The organism is Microbacterium sp. bgisy189, assembly GCF_057707225.1.
This window is the reverse complement of record NZ_JBYIPT010000002.1, coordinates 121,372-139,974: the sequence shown is the minus strand read 5'-3', so window position 1 is coordinate 139,974 and position 18,603 is coordinate 121,372. Positions and strand designations below refer to the sequence as shown.

General features: G+C 69.2%; 14 protein-coding genes. 9 read left to right on the top strand and 5 right to left on the bottom strand.

Going from position 1 to position 18,603, the window contains the following annotated elements; all coding sequences use genetic code 11:
• The first annotated feature begins 12 nt into the window (after nucleotides 1–12).
• Complete coding sequence (locus AC3ENX_RS03675) at nucleotides 13–1,908, top strand: FAD-dependent monooxygenase (RefSeq protein WP_434810509.1); 1,896 nt, start codon at nucleotides 13–15, stop codon at nucleotides 1,906–1,908.
• A gap of 41 nt (nucleotides 1,909–1,949) precedes the next feature.
• Here AC3ENX_RS03675 and AC3ENX_RS03670 read toward each other — a convergent pair whose 3' ends face one another.
• Entirely contained in the window at nucleotides 1,950–3,599 is a 1,650-nt protein-coding gene (locus AC3ENX_RS03670) for a thiamine pyrophosphate-binding protein (protein ID WP_434810508.1), read from the bottom strand.
• 319 nt (nucleotides 3,600–3,918) lie between these two features.
• Between AC3ENX_RS03670 and AC3ENX_RS03665 the strand changes: the two genes are divergently transcribed.
• The 4 genes from AC3ENX_RS03665 (at nucleotide 3,919) to AC3ENX_RS03650 (ending at nucleotide 8,847) form a co-directional block, all read left to right on the top strand.
• Nucleotides 3,919–5,298: an HNH endonuclease signature motif containing protein gene (locus tag AC3ENX_RS03665; RefSeq protein ID WP_434810507.1), complete on the top strand. Its 1,380-nt coding sequence runs from the start codon at nucleotides 3,919–3,921 to the stop codon at nucleotides 5,296–5,298.
• Between the two features lie 298 nt (nucleotides 5,299–5,596).
• Entirely contained in the window at nucleotides 5,597–7,066 is a 1,470-nt protein-coding gene (locus AC3ENX_RS03660; RefSeq protein WP_434810506.1) for an NAD-dependent succinate-semialdehyde dehydrogenase, read from the top strand.
• Nucleotides 7,067–7,137: 71 nt separating this feature from the next.
• On the top strand, nucleotides 7,138–7,266 hold the full coding sequence (locus AC3ENX_RS03655; protein WP_434810505.1) for a hypothetical protein: 129 nt from the start codon (nucleotides 7,138–7,140) through the stop codon (nucleotides 7,264–7,266).
• 129 nt (nucleotides 7,267–7,395) lie between these two features.
• Nucleotides 7,396–8,847 (top strand): glyceraldehyde-3-phosphate dehydrogenase, encoded by a 1,452-nt coding sequence (locus AC3ENX_RS03650; protein ID WP_434810504.1) that lies wholly within the window; start codon nucleotides 7,396–7,398, stop codon nucleotides 8,845–8,847.
• Here the strand turns inward: AC3ENX_RS03650 and AC3ENX_RS03645 are convergent, their stop codons facing one another.
• Nucleotides 8,848–10,287, bottom strand: coding sequence for a helix-turn-helix domain-containing protein (locus tag AC3ENX_RS03645; RefSeq protein WP_434810503.1), 1,440 nt, complete (start codon nucleotides 10,285–10,287; stop codon nucleotides 8,848–8,850).
• A gap of 111 nt (nucleotides 10,288–10,398) precedes the next feature.
• Between AC3ENX_RS03645 and AC3ENX_RS03640 the strand changes: the two genes are divergently transcribed.
• Complete coding sequence (locus AC3ENX_RS03640) at nucleotides 10,399–12,291, top strand: phosphoenolpyruvate carboxykinase (GTP) (RefSeq protein ID WP_434810502.1); 1,893 nt, start codon at nucleotides 10,399–10,401, stop codon at nucleotides 12,289–12,291.
• Nucleotides 12,292–12,415: 124 nt separating this feature from the next.
• On the opposite strand, the gene AC3ENX_RS03635 is transcribed toward AC3ENX_RS03640, so the two are convergent.
• On the bottom strand, nucleotides 12,416–14,299 hold the full coding sequence (locus tag AC3ENX_RS03635) for an ABC transporter ATP-binding protein (RefSeq protein WP_434810501.1): 1,884 nt from the start codon (nucleotides 14,297–14,299) through the stop codon (nucleotides 12,416–12,418).
• A 199-nt stretch (nucleotides 14,300–14,498) separates the two neighbouring features.
• Between AC3ENX_RS03635 and AC3ENX_RS03630 the strand changes: the two genes are divergently transcribed.
• Genes AC3ENX_RS03630 through AC3ENX_RS03620 form a run of 3 tightly spaced genes read left to right on the top strand, consistent with a single transcriptional unit; the run spans nucleotide 14,499 to nucleotide 17,112 of the window.
• Nucleotides 14,499–15,440 carry an ABC transporter ATP-binding protein gene (locus AC3ENX_RS03630; protein ID WP_434810500.1) on the top strand — a complete coding sequence of 314 codons (942 nt, stop codon included), beginning with the start codon at nucleotides 14,499–14,501 and terminating at the stop codon, nucleotides 15,438–15,440.
• Complete coding sequence (locus AC3ENX_RS03625; protein WP_434810499.1) at nucleotides 15,437–16,294, top strand: ABC transporter permease; 858 nt, start codon at nucleotides 15,437–15,439, stop codon at nucleotides 16,292–16,294. Before AC3ENX_RS03630 ends, AC3ENX_RS03625 begins: the two co-directional genes overlap by 4 nt.
• Nucleotides 16,291–17,112 carry an ABC transporter permease gene (locus tag AC3ENX_RS03620; protein ID WP_434810498.1) on the top strand — a complete coding sequence of 274 codons (822 nt, stop codon included), beginning with the start codon at nucleotides 16,291–16,293 and terminating at the stop codon, nucleotides 17,110–17,112. The genes AC3ENX_RS03625 and AC3ENX_RS03620 overlap by 4 nt, the downstream gene beginning before the upstream one ends.
• 7 nt (nucleotides 17,113–17,119) lie before the next feature.
• On the opposite strand, the gene AC3ENX_RS03615 is transcribed toward AC3ENX_RS03620, so the two are convergent.
• Together AC3ENX_RS03615 and AC3ENX_RS03610 are read right to left on the bottom strand one after the other, a co-directional pair.
• Nucleotides 17,120–17,476: a Fe-S protein gene (locus AC3ENX_RS03615; RefSeq protein ID WP_434810497.1), complete on the bottom strand. Its 357-nt coding sequence runs from the start codon at nucleotides 17,474–17,476 to the stop codon at nucleotides 17,120–17,122.
• Nucleotides 17,477–17,540: 64 nt separating this feature from the next.
• On the bottom strand, nucleotides 17,541–18,560 hold the full coding sequence (locus AC3ENX_RS03610) for a serine hydrolase domain-containing protein (protein WP_434810496.1): 1,020 nt from the start codon (nucleotides 18,558–18,560) through the stop codon (nucleotides 17,541–17,543).
• Between the last annotated feature and the right edge of the window lie 43 nt (nucleotides 18,561–18,603).

Here is an 18,603-nt window from a genome sequence, read left to right as displayed (position 1 = left end):
GGATCGACGACGATGCAGTTCCACCACCACGGCTACGTCTCCCGTGACCCGCGGGTGCTCCCCGCCGCAGCCGGGGGGATCGACCGTCCGAATGACCTGCCCGACGAGATCGACGTGCTCATCGTCGGTTCGGGCCCGGCCGGCATGCTGCTGGCCGCGCAGATGTCGCAGTATCCGACGGTCACCACGCGGCTCATCGAGAAGCGCGCCGGCCGGCTCGAACTGGGTCAGGCCGACGGCATCCAGCCGCGCAGCGTCGAGACGTTCCAGGCGTTCGGGTTCGCCGAACGGATCGTCGCCGAGGCCTACAACATCGGGTGGATGAACTTCTGGGGCGCCGATCCTGACGACCCGACCCGGATCGTGCGGACCTCGCGCACGGCCGACTATGCCTACGACATCAGCGAGTTCCCGCACCTGATCGTGAACCAGGCGCGGGTGCTGGACTACTTCGCCGAAGCGGCGGCGCACGGGCCGGGTCGCATCGTCCCCGACTACGGCGTCGAGTTCGTCGGCCTCACGGTGCACGAGCATGGCGAGTACCCCGTCGAGGTGCAGGTGCGGTACACGGCAGGCGAGCGCTCTGGGCAGGAGCGCACCGTACGGGCGAAATACGTCGCCGGGTGCGACGGTGCGCGCAGCGGGGTTCGTGCGGCGATCGGCAGGGTGCACGTCGGCGATGTGTCGCAGCACGCCTGGGGCGTCATGGACGTCATGGTCGACACCGACTTCCCCGACTGGCGCATCAAGTGCGCGATCAATGCCGAGGCGGGCAACATCCTCCACATCCCGCGCGAGGGCGGATACCTCAGCCGGGTCTACGTCGACCTGGGTGAGGTCGCCGCCGACGACGGCCACCGGGTGCGGCAGACGCCGATCGAGGAGATCATCCGCAAGGCGAACGAGATCCTGCATCCGTACTCCCTCGACGTCAAGGAGGTCGCCTGGCACAGCGTGTACGAGGTCGGCCACCGCGTCACCGACGGATTCGACGACGTGGATGCCGGAACGGACCGCGACCCGCGGGTGTTCCTTACCGGCGATGCCTGCCACACGCACAGTGCGAAGGCCGGCCAGGGCATGAATGTGTCGATGCAGGACGGCTTCAACCTCGGCTGGAAGCTCGGATCGGTGCTCACCGGCCGCAGCCCGGCATCGCTGCTGGCGACCTACGGGGCAGAGCGCCGACCCGTCGCGCAGCAGCTCATCGACTTCGACCGTGAGTGGTCCTCGCTCATGGCCCGCAAGCCGGAGGAGATCAGCGCCGAGCAGGACCTTGCGACGTATTACCTCGCCACCGCGGAGTTCCCCTCGGGGTTCATGACGCAGTACGGTCCGTCGCCAATCGTCGGGGATGCCACGCACCAAGACCTCGCGTCGGGCTTCCCGCTGGGCAAGCGGTTCAAGAGCTCGCCGGTGACTTTCGTCGCCGACGGCAACGCCGTTCAGCTCGGCCACCACGCCCGCGCCGACGGTCGCTGGCGCGTCTACGCCTTCGCCGACGCGCCACGTGCGGGTGAGGCCTCGGTACTGGCGGACTGGGCGGAATGGATGCAGCACGGCGAGGACTCGCCGCTGCGGCGCCACACCCCGGCATCCGGTGACATCGACGCGGTCCTCGACGTCAAGGTCGTCTACCAGCAGGCCTACGACGACGTCGACTACATGGCTGTGCCGGAGATCTTCCGCCCCCACACCGGGCCGTTGGGGCTCATGGACTGGGAGAAGGTGTTCGCCGCCGGCCCTGCCCGCTGGAACGAGAGTGACATCTTCACCGAGCGCGGCATCTCGCGCGACGGCGCGGTGGTCGTGGTGCGCCCAGATCAGTACGTCGCCGGGATCTTCCCGCTGAGCGCGACGGCCGAGCTGGCCGGGTTCTTCGCCGGCGTTCTGCTGCCGGCACGCTGACGCGTTTCGTCTCGGGATCTCGATTCATCCGCCGCTGTGCGTCAGGAGTTCACGCGGATGATCTCCTGCTGGTACGGGGCGATCACGCTGGTCGAGATGCGGCAGTCCAGCAGCAGAAAGCGGCGCTCGGATGCCGGGCGCTGTGCCCAGGCGGCGAGGGCGTCGAGGTCGGCGAGGGTGCGCACGACGACGCCCTCGGCGCCGACCGAGCGGGCGAGCCCGGCGAAGTCGACCTCGGGGATGAGCATCGGCTCGGGAGCGAGACCCTTCAGTCCGTAGAGATTCACCTCGGCGCCGTACGCACGGTCGTTCCACACCACCGCGATGCCCCGGCCGCCGGCCACCCGGACCGCGGACTCCAGATCGGCGAGGGCCATGAGGCCGCCGCCGTCGCCGGTCGTGAGCACCACCGTCGACTCGGGCTGCGCGAGCGCCGCGCCCGGTACCGACGGGAAGCCGAGCCCGATCGACTGGTACGCGGTGCCGATCATCATCATGCGCTCCGGCGACGCCACGGGCCAGTACATGTTCGCCCAGCCGATGAAATGCCCGCCGTCCGAGACCACGACGCGGTCCTCGGGCAGCAGGTCGCCGATGCGCTGCGCGACCGAACGCGGGTCCAGGCGACCATCGGATGCCAGCTCGTCGCCGTTCTCACGCGCCCGCAGCGGCGCGATGTCGACACGCTCGCGCCAGCCGCTCGGCGTCGCTCCCAGGGCTGCCAGGTCGTCGACCAGCGCGGCCGCCACCAGTGACGCATCCCCGCGCAGATACCCGCCGACGTGCGGGTGGGTCGCGGCCGGCGCCACATCGACTTGCACGACCCGGGTGCCGGGCGCGAACAGGTCGCCGAAGCGCATCGTGAACTGGTTCAGTGACGCACCGAACACGACGGCGACGTCGGCGGTGCGGATGAGCTCCATCGCGCCCTCGGCCCCGAACCCGCCGGTCACGCCCAGGTCGAACTCGTCGCGGGGGAACAAGCCCCGTCCGAGCGCGGTGGTCGCGGTGATCGCGCCGGTCGCATCGGCGAGGCGGCCCAGGGCCTCGCCCGCGTCGGCGCGCCATGCACCGCGTCCGGCGAGCAGGAACGGGCGCTGTGCCGACGCCAGCGCCTGCGCCAACTCGGCCACGGCGGCGCGCGCGAACGGCGTCGGAGCCAGCGGTGCAGGCAGTCGCGGCGCGGGTGCGGACGGCACCGGTCCCGCTTCGAGGGCGGCCACGTCATAGGGGATCGCGAGCACCGTCGGCACCCGGTACGACAGCGCGTGCTCGATCGCGATGACGGTGGTCGCGGCGGCATCCGCTCGGCCCACCGTGTAGGTGCGGGCGCCGACTGCGGCCGCCAGGGCGATCTGGTCGACATCCCACGGCCGGGGGCCCGAGGTGGGTTCGTCGCCGACCACGAGCACGAGCGGCACGTGGGCCTGTACCGCCTCCGCGAGGGCGGTCAAGGTGTTGGTGAATCCGGCCCCGTAGGTGGCCGTCGCAGCCGCCAGCCCGCCGCCCGCGCGGTGGTAGGCGTCGGCGGCGACGACGCCACCGGCTTCGTGGCGGACGGCCGTGAACGCGGCATCCGTTTCGCGCTCGATCGCATCGAGGAAGTAGGCGTTGCCGTTTCCCATCACCCCGAAGACGTGGTCGAGGTGCAGGGCGAGGGTCTGGGCGACGTGGGAAGAGACGGTGGGCATGGCGAAGCTCCTTCGAGACAGGACGGATGGATGCCGTATGTGTCTCGCGCCGCCGCACCGATGCGGCGTGGCTGTGTGCCCCTTTTCCGAGCACCGGCCGCGATGCGACGCCGCCGGACACCTCGAGGATACCGGTTGGTCGGGTGTGTGCGCCCGGTGTTCGGGGTCCGAGCGAGCGCAGCGCGGCGAAACGCGCCGGCGGCGCCGCGGCGGAGCCGCACATTCCCGGTGATCGAGTGCCGTGGCGCAGCCGCGGTGTATCGAGATCCGTTGTGGATAGCGTGGCGTGAGTGTCGGAGGTCCGTGACATGATTCGAACATGTCTTCGAACGGGGTGATCGGGTTCAGCGACGGGGAGACCGCCGTCCTGGCCGAGATCGTCGCGGAGATCGAGAAGACCCAGGCGATCCTGACCGAGGTGCTGTCCCGGCAGACCCGGGCGCTGGCCGCTGCCGGTGACCTGGCGCGGAAGCAGGCTGCGGGGTCGTCGCAGCGGGTGCGGGATCATGACATGGCGCTCCGGGGCATCGCGGCGGAGGTGGCCGGGGTGTTGCGGGTGACGGACCGGACCGTGCAAGCCAGGATCGGGCAGGCCCTCGACCTGGTCGAGCAGTTCCCGGTCACGATGACCGCATGGGAGACCGGGACGATCACGCAGGGGCATGTGCGGGTGATCACCGAGACCGGGTCTGTGATCCCGGCCGGGGAACGGGAACCGTTCGAGACCCACGCCGTGCAACGCGCTGTCGAGGAGACCCCTGGGCGGATCCGCGATGAGCTCCGGCTGCTCGCAGAACGCCTCCATCCCCGCACCCTGCAAGAGCGACATGTCGACGCACGGGAGACCCGGCGGGTGTGTGTCACCCCGATCGGTGACGGCATGTCGGAAGTCACTTCGATCGTCCCGTCGGCGCTGGCCGATGGGATCTACGACCGCCTCACCCAGCAAGCCCGCGCGGTGAAGGACGCCGCGAAGCGCCCGACGCTGAACGTGTTCGCCGTCGAACCCGGCGCGGCTGATGCGGAGGCGCCGGAACCGGTCGAGCCGGACACGCGGACGATGGACCAGCTCCGTGCGGACGTGTTCGCCGACCTGCTGCTCACCGGCGCACCCGCGGCGGATCCGACCCGCACCGACGACGGGCCCGGGGTGCTGGGTGCGCTCCGCGGCAGAGTGCAGATCCTGGTCCCCGCGCTCACCCTCCTCGGCGACGACCGGGCACCCGCCGACCTCGTCGGACACGCACCCATCGACCCCGCCACCGCCCGCGAACTCGCCACCGTGATCGAAGGGCCGTGGGAACGGGTCATCACCCACCCCGTCACCGGGGCCGTGCTCCACTGTGACACCTACCACCGGACCGCGGCGATCGACCGGCACCTCCGCGCCCGTGACCGGCACTGCCGGTTCCCCGGGTGCCGGCAGCCCGCCGTCCGCTGCGAACAGGATCACACCATCGACCACGCCCACGACGGGCCCACCGAGGTCTGCAACCTCGAGCACTTGTGTCAACGACACCACAGCATGAAGCAGTTCACGGCCTGGAAAGTCCGACAACACGGCGGAGGGATCCTGGAATGGACCAGCCCCCTTGGCAGGGTCTACATCGACCGGCCACCCGTCCTCGGCGTCCACTTCACACCCGACACCAGCGACCCACCCGGGCCACGGTCACCCGACGATCCACCGCCCTTCTGACTCGCCACGGGTGTTGCCGGTGTCGCCGTACGGCACGACCATCTCGGGCACGCTCGCCCGCGACAGCACGGAGCGCACGCCGAAGGTCACATCGTGCAGGACGAGCCCTCGCGGGCGTTGAAGTCCACGCGCATCGACCAGCCCTCCCAGTCGACACGCGAGCCGTCGATGGCGAGCATCGGCACGCGCACCGTCTCGCCGAGGATGCGGACCGCGTGACGGCAGAGCGTGGATCATATACGATTCGAGAAGACCCCGGTGTGACAGCCGGCGGCACCGATGACGACGAGGGAGTCCCATGAGCGAGAATCGCGAATCCGACCTGCTGGCGGCCGTGCCCGACGGCCTGTTCATCGGCGGGCAGTGGCGTGCGGCATCCGACGGCGCGACCCTCGGCGTCGACGACCCCTCGACGGGCAGCGAGATCAAGCGCATCGCCAGCGCGACTGTCGCAGACGGCGTCGCCGCACTCGATGCCGCAGCTGCCGCGCAGGACGACTGGGCCGCCACACCCGTGCGGCAGCGCGCCGACATCCTGCGCCGCGCATTCGACCTCCTGCAGCAGCGCAAAGAAGACATCGCCCTGCTGATGACCATCGAGATGGGCAAGCCCCTCGCAGAAGCGCGCGGCGAGGTCGCATACGGTGGCGAGTTCCTGCGCTGGTTCAGCGAAGAAGCCGCCCATGTGCAGGGTCGCTACGGGGCCAACCCCGAAGGCACCGGTCGCATGATCGTGACCCACCACCCCGTCGGGCCGTGCTTCCTCATCACCCCGTGGAACTTCCCGCTCGCGATGGCGACGCGCAAGATCGCACCGGCGCTCGCCGCAGGCTGCACCGTCGTCGTCAAGCCCGCCGCGCTGACACCGCTCACGACGCTCTTCTTCGCCAAGATCCTTGAAGACGCAGGTGTTCCGGCCGGTGTCGTCAACGTCGTGACGACCGCGTCGTCGGGGCCGCTGTCGGATGCGATCATCGCCGACCCGCGGCTTCGCAAGCTCTCGTTCACCGGCTCCACCCCGGTCGGCCAGCAGTTGCTGCAGAAGGCGGCGCAGGGCGTGCTGCGCACTTCGATGGAGCTCGGCGGCAACGCCCCGTTCGTCGTGTTCGACGACGCCGACCTCGACAAAGCCGTCGACGGTGCGATCGCGGCGAAGTTCCGCAACATCGGCCAGGCCTGCACCGCCGCGAACCGCTTCATCGTGCACCGTTCGGTGGCGGACGAGTTCGCGCGCCGCGTCACCGAGCGGGTCGAGGCGTTCCGCACCGGCCGCGGCACGGAAGAAGGCGTGACGATCGGTCCGCTCATCGACAACCGCGCGGTCACGAAGGCCGACCAACTCGTGCAGGATGCCGTGGGCCGCGGCGCCACGCTGCGCACCGGCGGGTCTGCGATTGACGGCGACGGATCGTTCTATCAGGCCACCGTCCTCTCGGACGTGCAGGCCGGCAGCGAGATCCTCCGCGAGGAGATCTTCGGCCCGGTGCTCGCGATCGTGCCATTCGACGATGAGGCCGACGCGGTGCGTCTCGCCAACGACACCGAGTACGGGCTCGTGTCCTACGTCTACACCGAGAACCTGGCCCGTGGGCAGCGCATGATCGAGCGACTGCAGACGGGGATGATGGGGCTCAACGTCGGCGTCGTCTCGAACGCGGCGGCGCCGTTCGGCGGCTGGAAGATGTCGGGCCTCGGCCGTGAGGGCGGCGCCGAGGGCATCCACGAGTACCTGCAGACGAAGTACACGCTGACGCCGAACCCGTTCTGACCCTGTCGGAGGCCTGCCCCACATGCCCGTCCTGCGCGGCGGCTCGTCGCAGACGGCGAGATCGTCGGCACATGGTCGCACTCCTCGGCGGTCGGGCGTCCCACTTGTCGCCCGTCCCCGAGGTCTTCGCAGGCACCGCAGCCGACGAAGATGCCGTCGAGGCGGCGCTGGAGCAATTCCGCCGATTCTTGACATCCTGAAGTCGGGTCTGCGACGCCCGCGCGCGCGTACGCTCGAGGTGTCGCAGGGCGGTGGCAGGCGACGAACACCCCCGAACACAGCACCAACCCGGTGCGCACACCCCGCGCGCCGACGGCGAAGGAGCCGCATTGAGCACGTACGACGAACACCGCGCCGCCTGGGTCGCCCGGGAGCAGCTCGCCGAGCGCATGATCCCGCACATCGGCGCCCTCTACCGCGATCGCGGGGTGGTCACCTCGTTGCACGGGCACCGGCTCATCAATCTGTCGGTCACCGGCATCATCGAGGCGCACGAGCGGGTTGCGCAGCTCGGCCACGCCGCCGTGCCGCTCGAAGACACGCTGCGCGTCCTCGAGGGGCTGCGCGCCGTCGCGCCGGGGCCGGCGTCGATCGACGTGGCCCGCATCATCGCCGACCAGCGCGAGGACGACGACCTCGAGGCTCGGCTTCGGGTCGAGCTTGCGGGCGTCCTCGACGGCGACGCGAACCGGGGCGAGGGCGTCGACGTCGTGCTCTACGGGTTCGGGCGCATCGGCCGGCTGCTCGCCCGCATCCTCATCGGGCACGGCACCGCGGGTCGCGGCCTGCGTCTGCGCGCGATCGTCGTGCGCTCCGGTGGTGCAAACGACCTGATGAAGCGGGCGAGCCTGCTGCTGCGCGATTCGGTGCACGGCCGCTTCGCGGGCACGGTCGACATCGACGAAGACGCGAAGCAGATCATCGCGAACGGCACCCGCATCCAGGTCATCCACGCAGACGACCCCGCCGCGATCGACTACACCGCCTACGGCATCCGCGACGCGATCGTCGTCGACAACACCGGGCGCTGGCGTGACGAAGCCGGCCTGTCGCAGCATCTGCGCTCGACCGGCGTGCGACGCGTGCTGCTGACGGCCCCCGGCAAGAGTCCGCTCAAGAACATCGTGCACGGCATCAACCACGACACGATCACCGACGATGACCGCATCCTCTCGGCGGCCTCGTGCACGACCAACGCGATCACACCGGTGCTCGCAGCGATCGACGAGGCGTACGGCATCGTGCGCGGGCACGTCGAGACGGTGCACTCGTTCACCAACGATCAGAACCTCATCGATAACTTCCACAAGGGCGACCGTCGCGGCCGCTCCGCCGTGCTCAACATGGTCATCACCGAGACGGGCGCCGCCAAGGCCGTCGCCAAGGCGCTGCCGCAACTCGAGGGAAAGCTCACGGGCAGTGCGATCCGCGTGCCCACACCCGACGTCTCGCTCGCGGTGCTCCACCTGACCCTGCAGCGTCCGGCGACGAAGGAGCAGGCGAACGACTTCCTGCGTCGGGCGTCCCTGCATTCGAAGCTGCGCCAGCAGATCGATTACGTCGAGTCGCCCGAGATCGTCTCGACGGACTTCGTCGGCTCGCACCGCGCCGGCATCGTCGACGGGCTCGCGACGATCGCCGAGGGCGACACTCTCATCCTCTACGTCTGGTACGACAACGAGTTCGGCTATTCGATGCAGGTCGTGCGGGTGCTCGAAGCGATGTCGGGCACGCACCCTACGGTCGTGCCGACGCGGCGCGAGGTCACCCTCGAAGGCTGATCACTCGGCGTGTCGGTCGAGGAACGCGTAGACCTCGCCGTCGTCGACGCCGGGGAACGCGCCGGAAGGCAGCGGCGAGAACATCTGCATGTGCACGCGTGCGCTCGGCCACGCCTTGCCCTCCCAGCGGGCCGTCATCTCGGCGTCGGGGCGGCGGCAGCACGAACGGTCGGGGCAGGTCGAGGTCGCCCGCTTGCCGGTCTCGCGGCCCCGGAACCAACGCGCATCGTCGAAGGGCACACCGACGGTGATCGAGAACTCTCCGTCTGAGGTGCTGCCGGTCTGGCTCGAGCACCAGAACGTGCCGGCGGGGGTGTCGGTGTACTGGTAGTGCTCGGTCGTGCGGTTCTGCTGGCTGAACGCGGATCGCGCCGCGAATCGGCGGCAGACGATCTGCCCCTCGACCGAACCGGTGACGTCCATCGGCAGCGGCAGTTCGTCGTTCTCGTACACACGATTGATCGCGCCCGAGCCGTCGACGCGCAAGAAGTGCAGCGGGATGTCGAGGTGCTCGGTGATGAGGTTCGTCATCCGCATGCCGGCTGCTTCGTGGGTCACGCCGAACGCATCGCGGAAGTCCTCTACGGCGAGGTTGCGATCCTTCTTGGCCTGCGAGAGGAACCCCACCGAAGCGGTCTCGGGCATGAGGCAGCAGGCGGCGAAGTAGTTGATCTCGAGGCGCTGCTGCAAGAAGTCGGCGTAGTCGGTCGGGGGTGTGTGGTCGAGCAGCCGGTGGGCCATCGCCTGCAGCGCCATCGAACGCAGACCGTGACCGCCGGGGATGGATGCCGGTGGCAGGTAGATGCGGCCGTTCTCGAGGTCGGTGACCGAGCGCGTCGAATGCGGCAGGTCGGAGACGTAGATGAGCTCGAAACCGAGCTTTTCGGCCATGATGCTGACGGTGCGGTGGGTAAGCGCGCCGGTGGTGTGGCCAGCGGCGCGCAACTGCTGTTCGGCGAGCTTCTCGATCTCGGGCAGGTAGTTGTTGTGGGCGCGCATGCGCAGTCGCAACTCCGTGTTGGCGCGTCGCGCCTCTTCGGGTGTCGCGATCGCCTCGCGTTCGCGGCGCTGCAGTTCGCGGTGCAACCCGAGGATCGATTCGATCGTGTCGTCTGCCATCGTCTTGCCGACCTTGACCGCGGGGATGCCGAGACGCTGGAAGACCTGGCTCGACTGTGCGCGTTCGAGTTCGAGCTCGAGGGCCGCGCGGCGGTTCGGGGGCTCGGTCGACAGCAGGTCGGTGACGTCGGTGCCGGTCGCGCCCGCGATCGCTTGCAGGAGCGAGAGCTTGGGTTCGCGCTTGCCGTTCTCGATGAGGCTGAGCTGGCTGCCGGCGACGCCGACGAGCGCCCCGAGCTCATCGAGCGTGTAGCCCCGACCCACCCGGTGGTGGCGGATGCGGTGACCGAGTGTCGAGAGTTCGAGGGCGGAGGGGCTCATTCCTTGAGCATATCGAAAGAAACCGACTTCTTATGGCGCCTGAGCTCGATAAGAGTCATTGCAGGGGCCGCAAAGTGGAAACACGACCGCAGCCGATGAAGGAGACCTGACATGGCCCTCGCCGACATCTTCACCCGACCCAACCCCGTTGCCGGTGCCGGTGCATCCACCCCGCGTGGCTTCGGCGCACGCCCGGCCGTCGACGGCGACGAGCTGCGCGCCCTGATCGACTGGGTCGACGAGATCGCCGCGCTCACCAAGCCCGACCGCATCCACTGGGTCGACGGTTCGCGCGCCGAGAATGATGCGCTGCTGCGCGAGATGGTCGACGAGGGCAAGCTCATCAAGCTCAACCCCGAGTGGCGTCCCGGTTCGTACCTGGCGCGTTCGCACCCGAGCGATGTCGCCCGCACCGAGGGGCGCACTTTCATCGCGTCCGAGCGCGAAGAAGACGCCGGCCCCACCAACAACTGGATCGCGCCCGACGAGATCCGCGGCACCATCACCCCGCTGTTCGACGGATCGATGCGCGGTCGCACGATGTACGTCGTCCCCTTCTCGATGGGCGCCGTCGGCGGCCCCCTCTCGCACATCGGTGTGCAGGTCACCGACAGCGCGTACGCCGTGGCATCCATCGGCATCATGACCCGCGTCGGCACGGCCGTGCTCGAAGAGATCGCGGCAGGCAAGCCGTGGGTGAAGACGGTCCACTCGGTCGGCGCCCCGCTTGAGCCCGGTCAGGCCGACGAGGCGTGGCCGTGCAACGACGAGAAGTACATCGTGCACTTTCCCGAGACGCTCGAAGTGTGGTCGTTCGGTTCGGGCTACGGCGGCAACGCGATCCTCGCCAAGAAGTGCTTCGCACTGCGCATCGCGTCGGTCATCGGTCGCGACGAGGGGTGGCTGGCCGAGCACATGCTGCTCATCCGCGTCATCGACCCGAAGGGCAAGGCCTACCACGTGGCCGCAGCGTTCCCGTCGGCCTGCGGCAAGACGAACCTCGCGATGCTGCGCCCCACCATCCCCGGATGGAAGGTCGAGACCCTCGGTGACGACATCGCGTGGCTGCGTCCCGGTGAAGACGGACGCCTGTGGGCGATCAACCCCGAGGCCGGCTTCTTCGGCGTCGCGCCGGGCACCGGCGAGTCGACCAATGTGACCGCGGTCGAGACCCTGTGGGGCAACACGATCTTCACGAACGTCGCACTGCGCCCCGACGGCGACGTGTGGTGGGAGGGGCTCACCGACGAGGCACCCGCCGAGCTCACCGACTGGCAGGGCAACGCCTGGACCCCCGACTCGGGTCGCCCGGCTGCCCACCCCAACTCGCGCTTCACGGTCAGCGCCGGGCAGTGCCCGCAGATCGCCGACGACTGGGATGCGCCCGAGGGGGTGCCGCTGGATGCCATCCTCTTCGGTGGCCGCCGCGCCACCAACGTGCCGCTCGTCGTCGAGGCCACCGACTGGACCCACGGCGTCTTCATCGGCTCGAACATCTCGTCTGAGAAGACGGCAGCGCAGGAGGGCACTGTCGGCGAGCTGCGCCGTGACCCCTTCGCGATGCTCCCGTTCTGCGGCTACAACATGGCCGACTACTTCGGCCACTGGCTCAAGGTCGGCCAGAAGCTGCGCTTCGACCGGGCTCCCCGCGTCTTCCAGGTGAACTGGTTCCGCAAGGGCGCCGACGGTCGGTTCCTGTGGCCCGGGTTCGGTGACAACTCGCGCGTCATCGACTGGATCATCCGTCGCATCGACGGTGAGGTCGGCGCCGTCGACAGCCCGATCGGTCGTCTGCCGAAGCTCGAAGACCTCAACCTCGACGGCATCGAGGTGCCGGCGTCGGATCTCGACGAGCTCTTCGCCGTCGACCCCGCCCTGTGGTTGAGCGAGGCCGACCTCACCGAGGAGTTCTACCGCACCTTCGAGGGCAAGGTGCCCGCACCGCTGTACGCAGAGCTCGCCGCGCTGCGCTACCGCCTGAAGCTGGCCCAGCCCGCCGCCTGACCCGCTTCGCTCGCTCAACGACCACCGATCCGGTCGTTGAGCGAGCGAGCGAGCAGAGCGACCCGATCCGGTCGTTGAGCGCGGAGCGGAGCGACGAGACGAAACGCTGCCTGCACCGGCCGGGTCACACCAGCAGCTGGCGGACGGCGAGGTCGCGGTACAGCGGCACGCTCGCGACGAGTTCGTCGTGCGTTCCCTGGCCGACAACACGCCCCTTGTCGAGCACGATGATCAGGTCGCTGTCGACGACGGTCGACAGGCGGTGCGCGATCACGACGAGCGTGCGGCCGGTCGCGACGGCGTCGATCGCCTCGCGCATGCGCTGCTCGTTGAGCCCGTCGAGTGACGATGTCGACTCGTCGAGCAGCAGGATCGGGGGAGCGGCCAACAGCGCGCGAGCGATCGCGAGGCGCTGGCGTTCGCCGCCCGAGAGCATGACGCCCGCTTCGCCGACGGGTGCCCGCAGGCCGAGGTCGCTGCGTTCGAGCACGTCGCCGAGGTTGACGGCGCGCAGCACGCGTTCGCAGTCCTCGTCGCTCGCGGTGGGCGACGCGAGGCGCAGGTTGTCGGCGATCGTGCCCGCGAGGGTCGGGGCGTCCTGCTCGACGTAGCCGAGCTGGGCGCGCAGGGCGAGGCGGTCGAGGGCTCGCGCGTCGGTGCCACCGACGAGCACGGCGCCGGCGGTCGGGTCGTAGAACCGCTCGATGAGGGCGAGGGTCGTCGACTTGCCGGCGCCCGACGGTCCGACCAGTGCGACACGGGCCCCGCGCGGCACACGGAACGAGACGCCGCGGAGCACGGCCGCTTCGGTCTCGGCATCCATGCCCTCGGGCAGTGTCGCGTGCGCGTCGGTGAGGGCGTGGCGTGCCGCGCTCGCCGCCGTGCGCCGCGCGTCGACGACGGCCTGTGGGTACGAGAACTGCACATCGACGAACTCGATCGCTGCGGCCTCGGTTGCATCGCCGGCGGGGACGGATGCCGCGAGCTCGACGTCACGGTCGGTCTCGGTCGGCAGATCGAGCACCTCTTGGATGCGGCCGAGCGCGCCGAGGGCCTGGCTCACCGAGGTGATCGCCCCGAAGAACGAGCCGAGCGGCTGGATGAGGAAGAACAGGAACATCACGAAGGTCACAAGGCTCGCGATCGTGATGGCACCCGACGCGACGCGGAACCCACCGACGCCCAGCACCACGAGCAGCGACACCTGCAGTGCGATGCCGGCGACCGGCACGACGAACGCCGAGGCCTTCGCGACCTTGACGCCGGCGTCGTAGGCGTCGTGCGCGGTCGCGGCGATCGCCTCCTGCTCGCGCTGGGCGGCGCCGGAGGCCCGGATGGTGCGGATCGACCCGATCGCGCGCTCGACGCCGCTGGCGAGGTCGCCGACTTTCTCCTGCTGGGTCGCGGTGGCGGTGCGAATGCGGGTGCTGAGAGCCCCGACGACGGCCACCGACGCGCCGACGACGACGAGGATCAGCGTGAGCAGCAGCGGATCGATGAGGGCCATCGCGACGATCGCGCCGACGAAAATGAGCACGTTGCCGATCGAATCGGCCAGGCCCTGCGTGAGCACGGCGTACAGCAGCGTCGTGTCAGTGCCCACGCGTGAGACGAGGTCGCCGGTGCGGCGCGCGTCGTACTCCTGCACCGGCAGGTGCAACAGGCGGGCGATGAGGCGGCGCCGGCTCGAATAGACGACGGCGGTGCCGGTGCGCTGCAGCAGGTAGTGCTGGTAGCCGCCGATGAGCGAGGATGCCACGACGAGTGCGACGAGGATCCACACCAGCGCGCCGAGCGCGATGTCGCGCTGCACGCGGTCGATGAGTTCGCCCACCAGCAGCGGCTGCGCGAGGGTCGCGACGGCTTCGAGCACCGACAGGATCGCGACCACGATCAGCACGCCCTTGTGTTCGAACACGAACGGCAGCAGCTGGCGCAGGCTCGCGCGGGGCCCGTCGTCCTTCGTCGGGCGGCGGAACGGCGAGCGGCGGCGGGTGTCGGATGACATGGTGGCGTCCTGGTGTCGAGACGGGTGAAGCGGCGGCGACGGTGCCCCCTCTATCTTCTCCCGTCTGAACCGAACGCGGCCGCACCGGCCGCCGACTCCGGCATCCGCCTCGGCGCGGGCGAACTCCGCCCGGTGCTCGCGCAGTCGTCACCGCGCGTGGGCAGCGGATGGTGTCGCACGGCACGGATAGGCTGGCGCGGTGCCAGAACCAGTGATCGCAGCGCGCGACCTCCGCAAGACCTACAAGGTGAAGGGCAAGCCCGACTTCGTCGCTGTCGACGGCTTGTCGTTCGAGGTCGCTCCGGGGGAGTCGTTCGGCCTGCTCGGTCCCAACGGCGCGGGCAAGTCCACGACGATGAAGATGATCGGCGCCGTATCCACGCCCACGGCCGGCGACCTGCAGATCCTGGGGCTCGACCCCGATCAGTACGGGCCCGAGATCCGTTCGCGCCTGGGCGTCGTGCCGCAGCAGGACAACCTCGACGGCGAGCTGAACGCGCGCGAGAACCTCTTCATCTACGGCCGGTACTTCGGGCTGCCGACCGCCGAATGCCACCGTAAGGCCGACGAGCTGCTCGCGTTCGCCCAGCTCGAGGAGAAGGCCAAGAACAAGGTCGACCAGCTCTCCGGCGGCATGAAGCGGCGTCTCACGATCGCCCGCGGCCTCATCAACGACCCGCGCATCCTGCTGCTCGACGAGCCGACCACGGGGCTGGACCCACAGGCGCGCCACGTGCTGTGGGACCGACTGTTCCGTCTCAAGGAACGCGGCACGACCCTCGTGCTGACCACGCACTATATGGATGAGGCCGAGCAGCTGTGCGACCGGCTGATCGTCGTCGACAAGGGCCGCATCATGGCCGAGGGCACGCCCGCCTCCCTCATCCGCGAGCACTCCAGCCGCGAAGTGCTCGAGGTGCGCTTCGGCTCCGACCGCAACGACCAGGCGGCGGCGCAGCTGCAGGGCATCGGCGACCGGATCGAAGTGCTGCCCGACCGCATCCTCGTCTACGCGCGCGACGGCGAGGCAGCCCTCGAACAGGTGACCGCGGCGGGGCTGCACCCGCTCACGAGCCTCGTGCGCCGCTCCAGCCTGGAAGACGTCTTCCTGCGCCTGACGGGACGGTCGCTGATCGAATGAGTGAGACCGCGACCACCCATCCCTCGCTCGACGAGCTGCGTGCCGAAGCGATCGAGTGGGCACGCAAGCCGCGCAGCCGCGGCAGCTGGTATGTCACCGAGCACATGGTGCGCGCCATGCGCGCCTACGGCTGGACGATCGTCGTCGGCGCCCTCGGGCAGCCGATCATGTACCTGCTGGGCCTCGCGGTCGGCCTCGCGGCGCTCATCGACGCACCCATCGTCGCCCACGGCGTCGAGGTCGACTATCTCACCTTCGTCGCCCCGGCGCTGCTCGTGACCGCGGCGATCGCCGTGGCCAGCGAGGAGATGACCTACCCGGTGATGGCCGGGTTCAAGTGGCGCCGCTATTTCTACGGCTTCAACGCCTCGCCGCTGTCGAGCCCGCAGATCGCCAACGGCGTCATCCTCGGCGCCACCGCTCGCATGCTGGTCGCTATCGGCGCCTACTACCTGTTCATCTGGATCTTCGGCGCCGTCGACGATCCGGCGACGGGCTGGCTGTCGATCCTCGCGGGGCTCGGCGCCGGTGTCGCCTTCGGTATTCCGCTGATGGCATACGCCGGCTCGATCGAAGACGACAAGGGGCAGTTCGCCCTCGTGCAGCGGTTCCTGTTCATGCCGATGTTCCTGTTCTCGGGCACGTTCTACCCGCTCGAGACGCTGCCCGTGTGGCTGCAGTGGATCGGCTGGGTCTCGCCGTTGTGGCATGGCGCTGAACTCGGCCGCGTGGCCACCTACGGCACCGACGTCGCCCCGGTGATGATGGGCGTGCACATCGCCTACCTCGTCGTGCTGTCGCTCGTCGGCTACCTCTGGGGACGCCGCGTGTTCATCGAGAGGCTCGCGAAATGACCGCCGTCACCGAGGCGCCGACCACCCGTCGCGGCGGCGTGCGCGCCCTGTGGGCGGGCAACCCGTGGGCCGTCGTGCAGCGCGGGCTCATCGCGGCGCGCTCCTCAAGCTGGATCGTCGTGCTGTCGGGGTTCTTCGAGCCGGTGTTCTACCTGGCATCCATGGGGATCGGCCTGGGTGCACTCGTCGGCGATGTGCAGACCTCGCAGGGCGTCGACGTGCCGTACGCCGCCTACATCGCCCCGGCGCTGCTTGCCGTCTCGGCGATGAACGGGGCCGTCTACGACTCCACCTGGAACGTCTTCTTCAAGCTCAACTACGGCAAGCTCTACGAGGGGATGCTGTCGACCTCGCTCGGGCCGCTCGATGTCGCCCTCGGCGAGATCCTGTACGCCCTGCTGCGCGGCCTCTTGTACGCGACCGGGTTCATGATCATCATGCAGGTGCTCGGCCTCAACCTCGCGCCGACCGCGATCCTCGCCATCCCGGCGGTGCTGTTGATCGCCTTCGGGTTCGCGAGCGTCGGTATGGCCATCACGAGCTACATGAAGACCTTTCAGCACATGGACTGGATCAACTTCGTGCTGCTGCCGATGTTCCTGTTCTCGGCGACGTTCTACCCGATCACCGTCTACCCCGAGGCGATCCAGTGGATCGTGCAGGCGCTCCCGCTGTGGCACGGCGTCGAGCTCGTCCGGGGCCTCACGACCGGCGTGCTCGAGATCGGCATGCTCTGGCACGTGCTGTACTACGTCGTCATGATCGCCGTGGGGCTCGTGTTCACGACGAAGCGGCTACGCGCCCTCTTCTTGGACTGACGCCGAGTCAGCGCCAGAGGACGGCGATGCCCGCGTTCACGAGCGTGAGTGCGCCGACCGACCAGAACAGTGCGGGGGCGATCGAGGCGCCGCGCTTCTGGCGCGCCGTGCCGATGCCGAGGATCGCTCCGATGACGAGCAGGACGACGAGCTTCACGGCGATCTTCGTGTAGTCGAACTCGCGGTCGCCCATGCCCCACGGGGCGGCAAGTGCGAGCCCGGCGACGGCGGCGATCGTCATGCCGAGGCTCTGCAGACGGGTGAACTTCCGGCTGCCGCCGAAGGCCTCCACGGCCCACGCGCCGAACAGCACCGCGAAGCCGATGAGGTGGACGAGCAGAACGACAAGACGCAGGGTTTCCATGCAGCAAGGCTACCTTATGTCTGACTGAAGGTTGAAGCGGCGCCGCGGGGCATTGCCGCGCGGCTCACTGGCGCAGCTCGGCAGCCACCCACTCCTCCATGACGCCGATCACCGGCCATGCGCCCTCGGAGCTGTTGCCCAGTACGGTCGCGGTGGTCGCAGCCGCCGGGATGTGGGTCGAGCGCATCGACACGCCGGCGTCGTAGCCCTCCATGAACGCCGCCGCCCCAGTCGCATGCAGCCAGACGCCGAGACCGAACCGCGCATCCTCCTCGGGCACCTCGAATCGGGGAAGCAGCATCTGCTCGACCGTGGCGGGAGCAACGATCTTCCCGGCGAAGAAGGCGCGCCAGAACCGGTGCAGGTCCGACGCGGTCGCGAACGCACCCCCGTCGCCGTTCCCGAGTGCGGGCAGGTGCAACGTGTTCGCGCGGTCGCCGTGATCGTAGACGTAGCCCACGGCGGCACCCGCAGGCAACTCGTCGAGTCGAAGGAACCCGGTGTGCTCCAACCCGGCAGGGTCGAGCACCAGGCGGCGGACGGAGTCGTGGTGCGCTTCGCCGGTGACTCGTTCGAGCACCACCGCGAGCACCATGTACCCGCCGTTGCAGTACGTGAACCCGTCGCCGGGCGTGGCTCGCTGCGGAAAGCCGTCTAGCACTGGCAGGAAGGCGTGCGCGGTGGTCAGCGTGTGGACGGGTACCGGGAGGATGTAGTCGTCGACGTCCCAGTCGGCCTCCTCGTCGAGGTAGTCGCCGATCCCTGACGTGTGCGTGAGCAGGTGCTCGATCGTCACCGCGTCGTCGATCAGGGGAAGGTCGTCGCCGAGGATGTCACGGACGCGTTGCGCCGGCAGCAGATGCCCCTCTTCGACGAGTCGCATGACGGCGAGCGCGGTGAACATCTTGTTGCCGCTGGCCAGGCCGAATTGCATGTCGGGGGTGATCGGCACCTGCAGGGCGCGGTGGGCGAATCCGTAGGTCTTCTCGAACACCCGCTCGTCGCCGACGTCGATGGTGACCACGCCGGAGAAGGGGCGCTCGGATGCCGCTGCGTCGACGGCGGCCTCATCGAGTGTGTTCATGGTCGGGACTTTACGATGTTCATAGTTCCGTGTCACCGCTGAT

What these genes read in the sequence shown, in the direction of transcription:
- AC3ENX_RS03610 (WP_434810496.1), bottom strand. Translation starts at nt 18,560, where the DNA reads ATGAACACACTCGATGAGGCCGCCGTCGACGCAGCGGCATCCGAGCGC.
- AC3ENX_RS03640 (WP_434810502.1), top strand. Translation starts at nt 10,399, where the DNA reads ATGGCCCTCGCCGACATCTTCACCCGACCCAACCCCGTTGCCGGTGCC.
- AC3ENX_RS03655 (WP_434810505.1), top strand. Translation starts at nt 7,138, where the DNA reads ATGGTCGCACTCCTCGGCGGTCGGGCGTCCCACTTGTCGCCCGTCCCC.
- AC3ENX_RS03665 (WP_434810507.1), top strand. Translation starts at nt 3,919, where the DNA reads ATGTCTTCGAACGGGGTGATCGGGTTCAGCGACGGGGAGACCGCCGTC.
- AC3ENX_RS03615 (WP_434810497.1), bottom strand. Translation starts at nt 17,476, where the DNA reads ATGGAAACCCTGCGTCTTGTCGTTCTGCTCGTCCACCTCATCGGCTTC.
- AC3ENX_RS03635 (WP_434810501.1), bottom strand. Translation starts at nt 14,299, where the DNA reads ATGTCATCCGACACCCGCCGCCGCTCGCCGTTCCGCCGCCCGACGAAG.
- AC3ENX_RS03670 (WP_434810508.1), bottom strand. Translation starts at nt 3,599, where the DNA reads ATGCCCACCGTCTCTTCCCACGTCGCCCAGACCCTCGCCCTGCACCTC.
- AC3ENX_RS03625 (WP_434810499.1), top strand. Translation starts at nt 15,437, where the DNA reads ATGAGTGAGACCGCGACCACCCATCCCTCGCTCGACGAGCTGCGTGCC.
- AC3ENX_RS03660 (WP_434810506.1), top strand. Translation starts at nt 5,597, where the DNA reads ATGAGCGAGAATCGCGAATCCGACCTGCTGGCGGCCGTGCCCGACGGC.
- AC3ENX_RS03620 (WP_434810498.1), top strand. Translation starts at nt 16,291, where the DNA reads ATGACCGCCGTCACCGAGGCGCCGACCACCCGTCGCGGCGGCGTGCGC.
- AC3ENX_RS03675 (WP_434810509.1), top strand. Translation starts at nt 13, where the DNA reads ATGCAGTTCCACCACCACGGCTACGTCTCCCGTGACCCGCGGGTGCTC.
- AC3ENX_RS03645 (WP_434810503.1), bottom strand. Translation starts at nt 10,287, where the DNA reads ATGAGCCCCTCCGCCCTCGAACTCTCGACACTCGGTCACCGCATCCGC.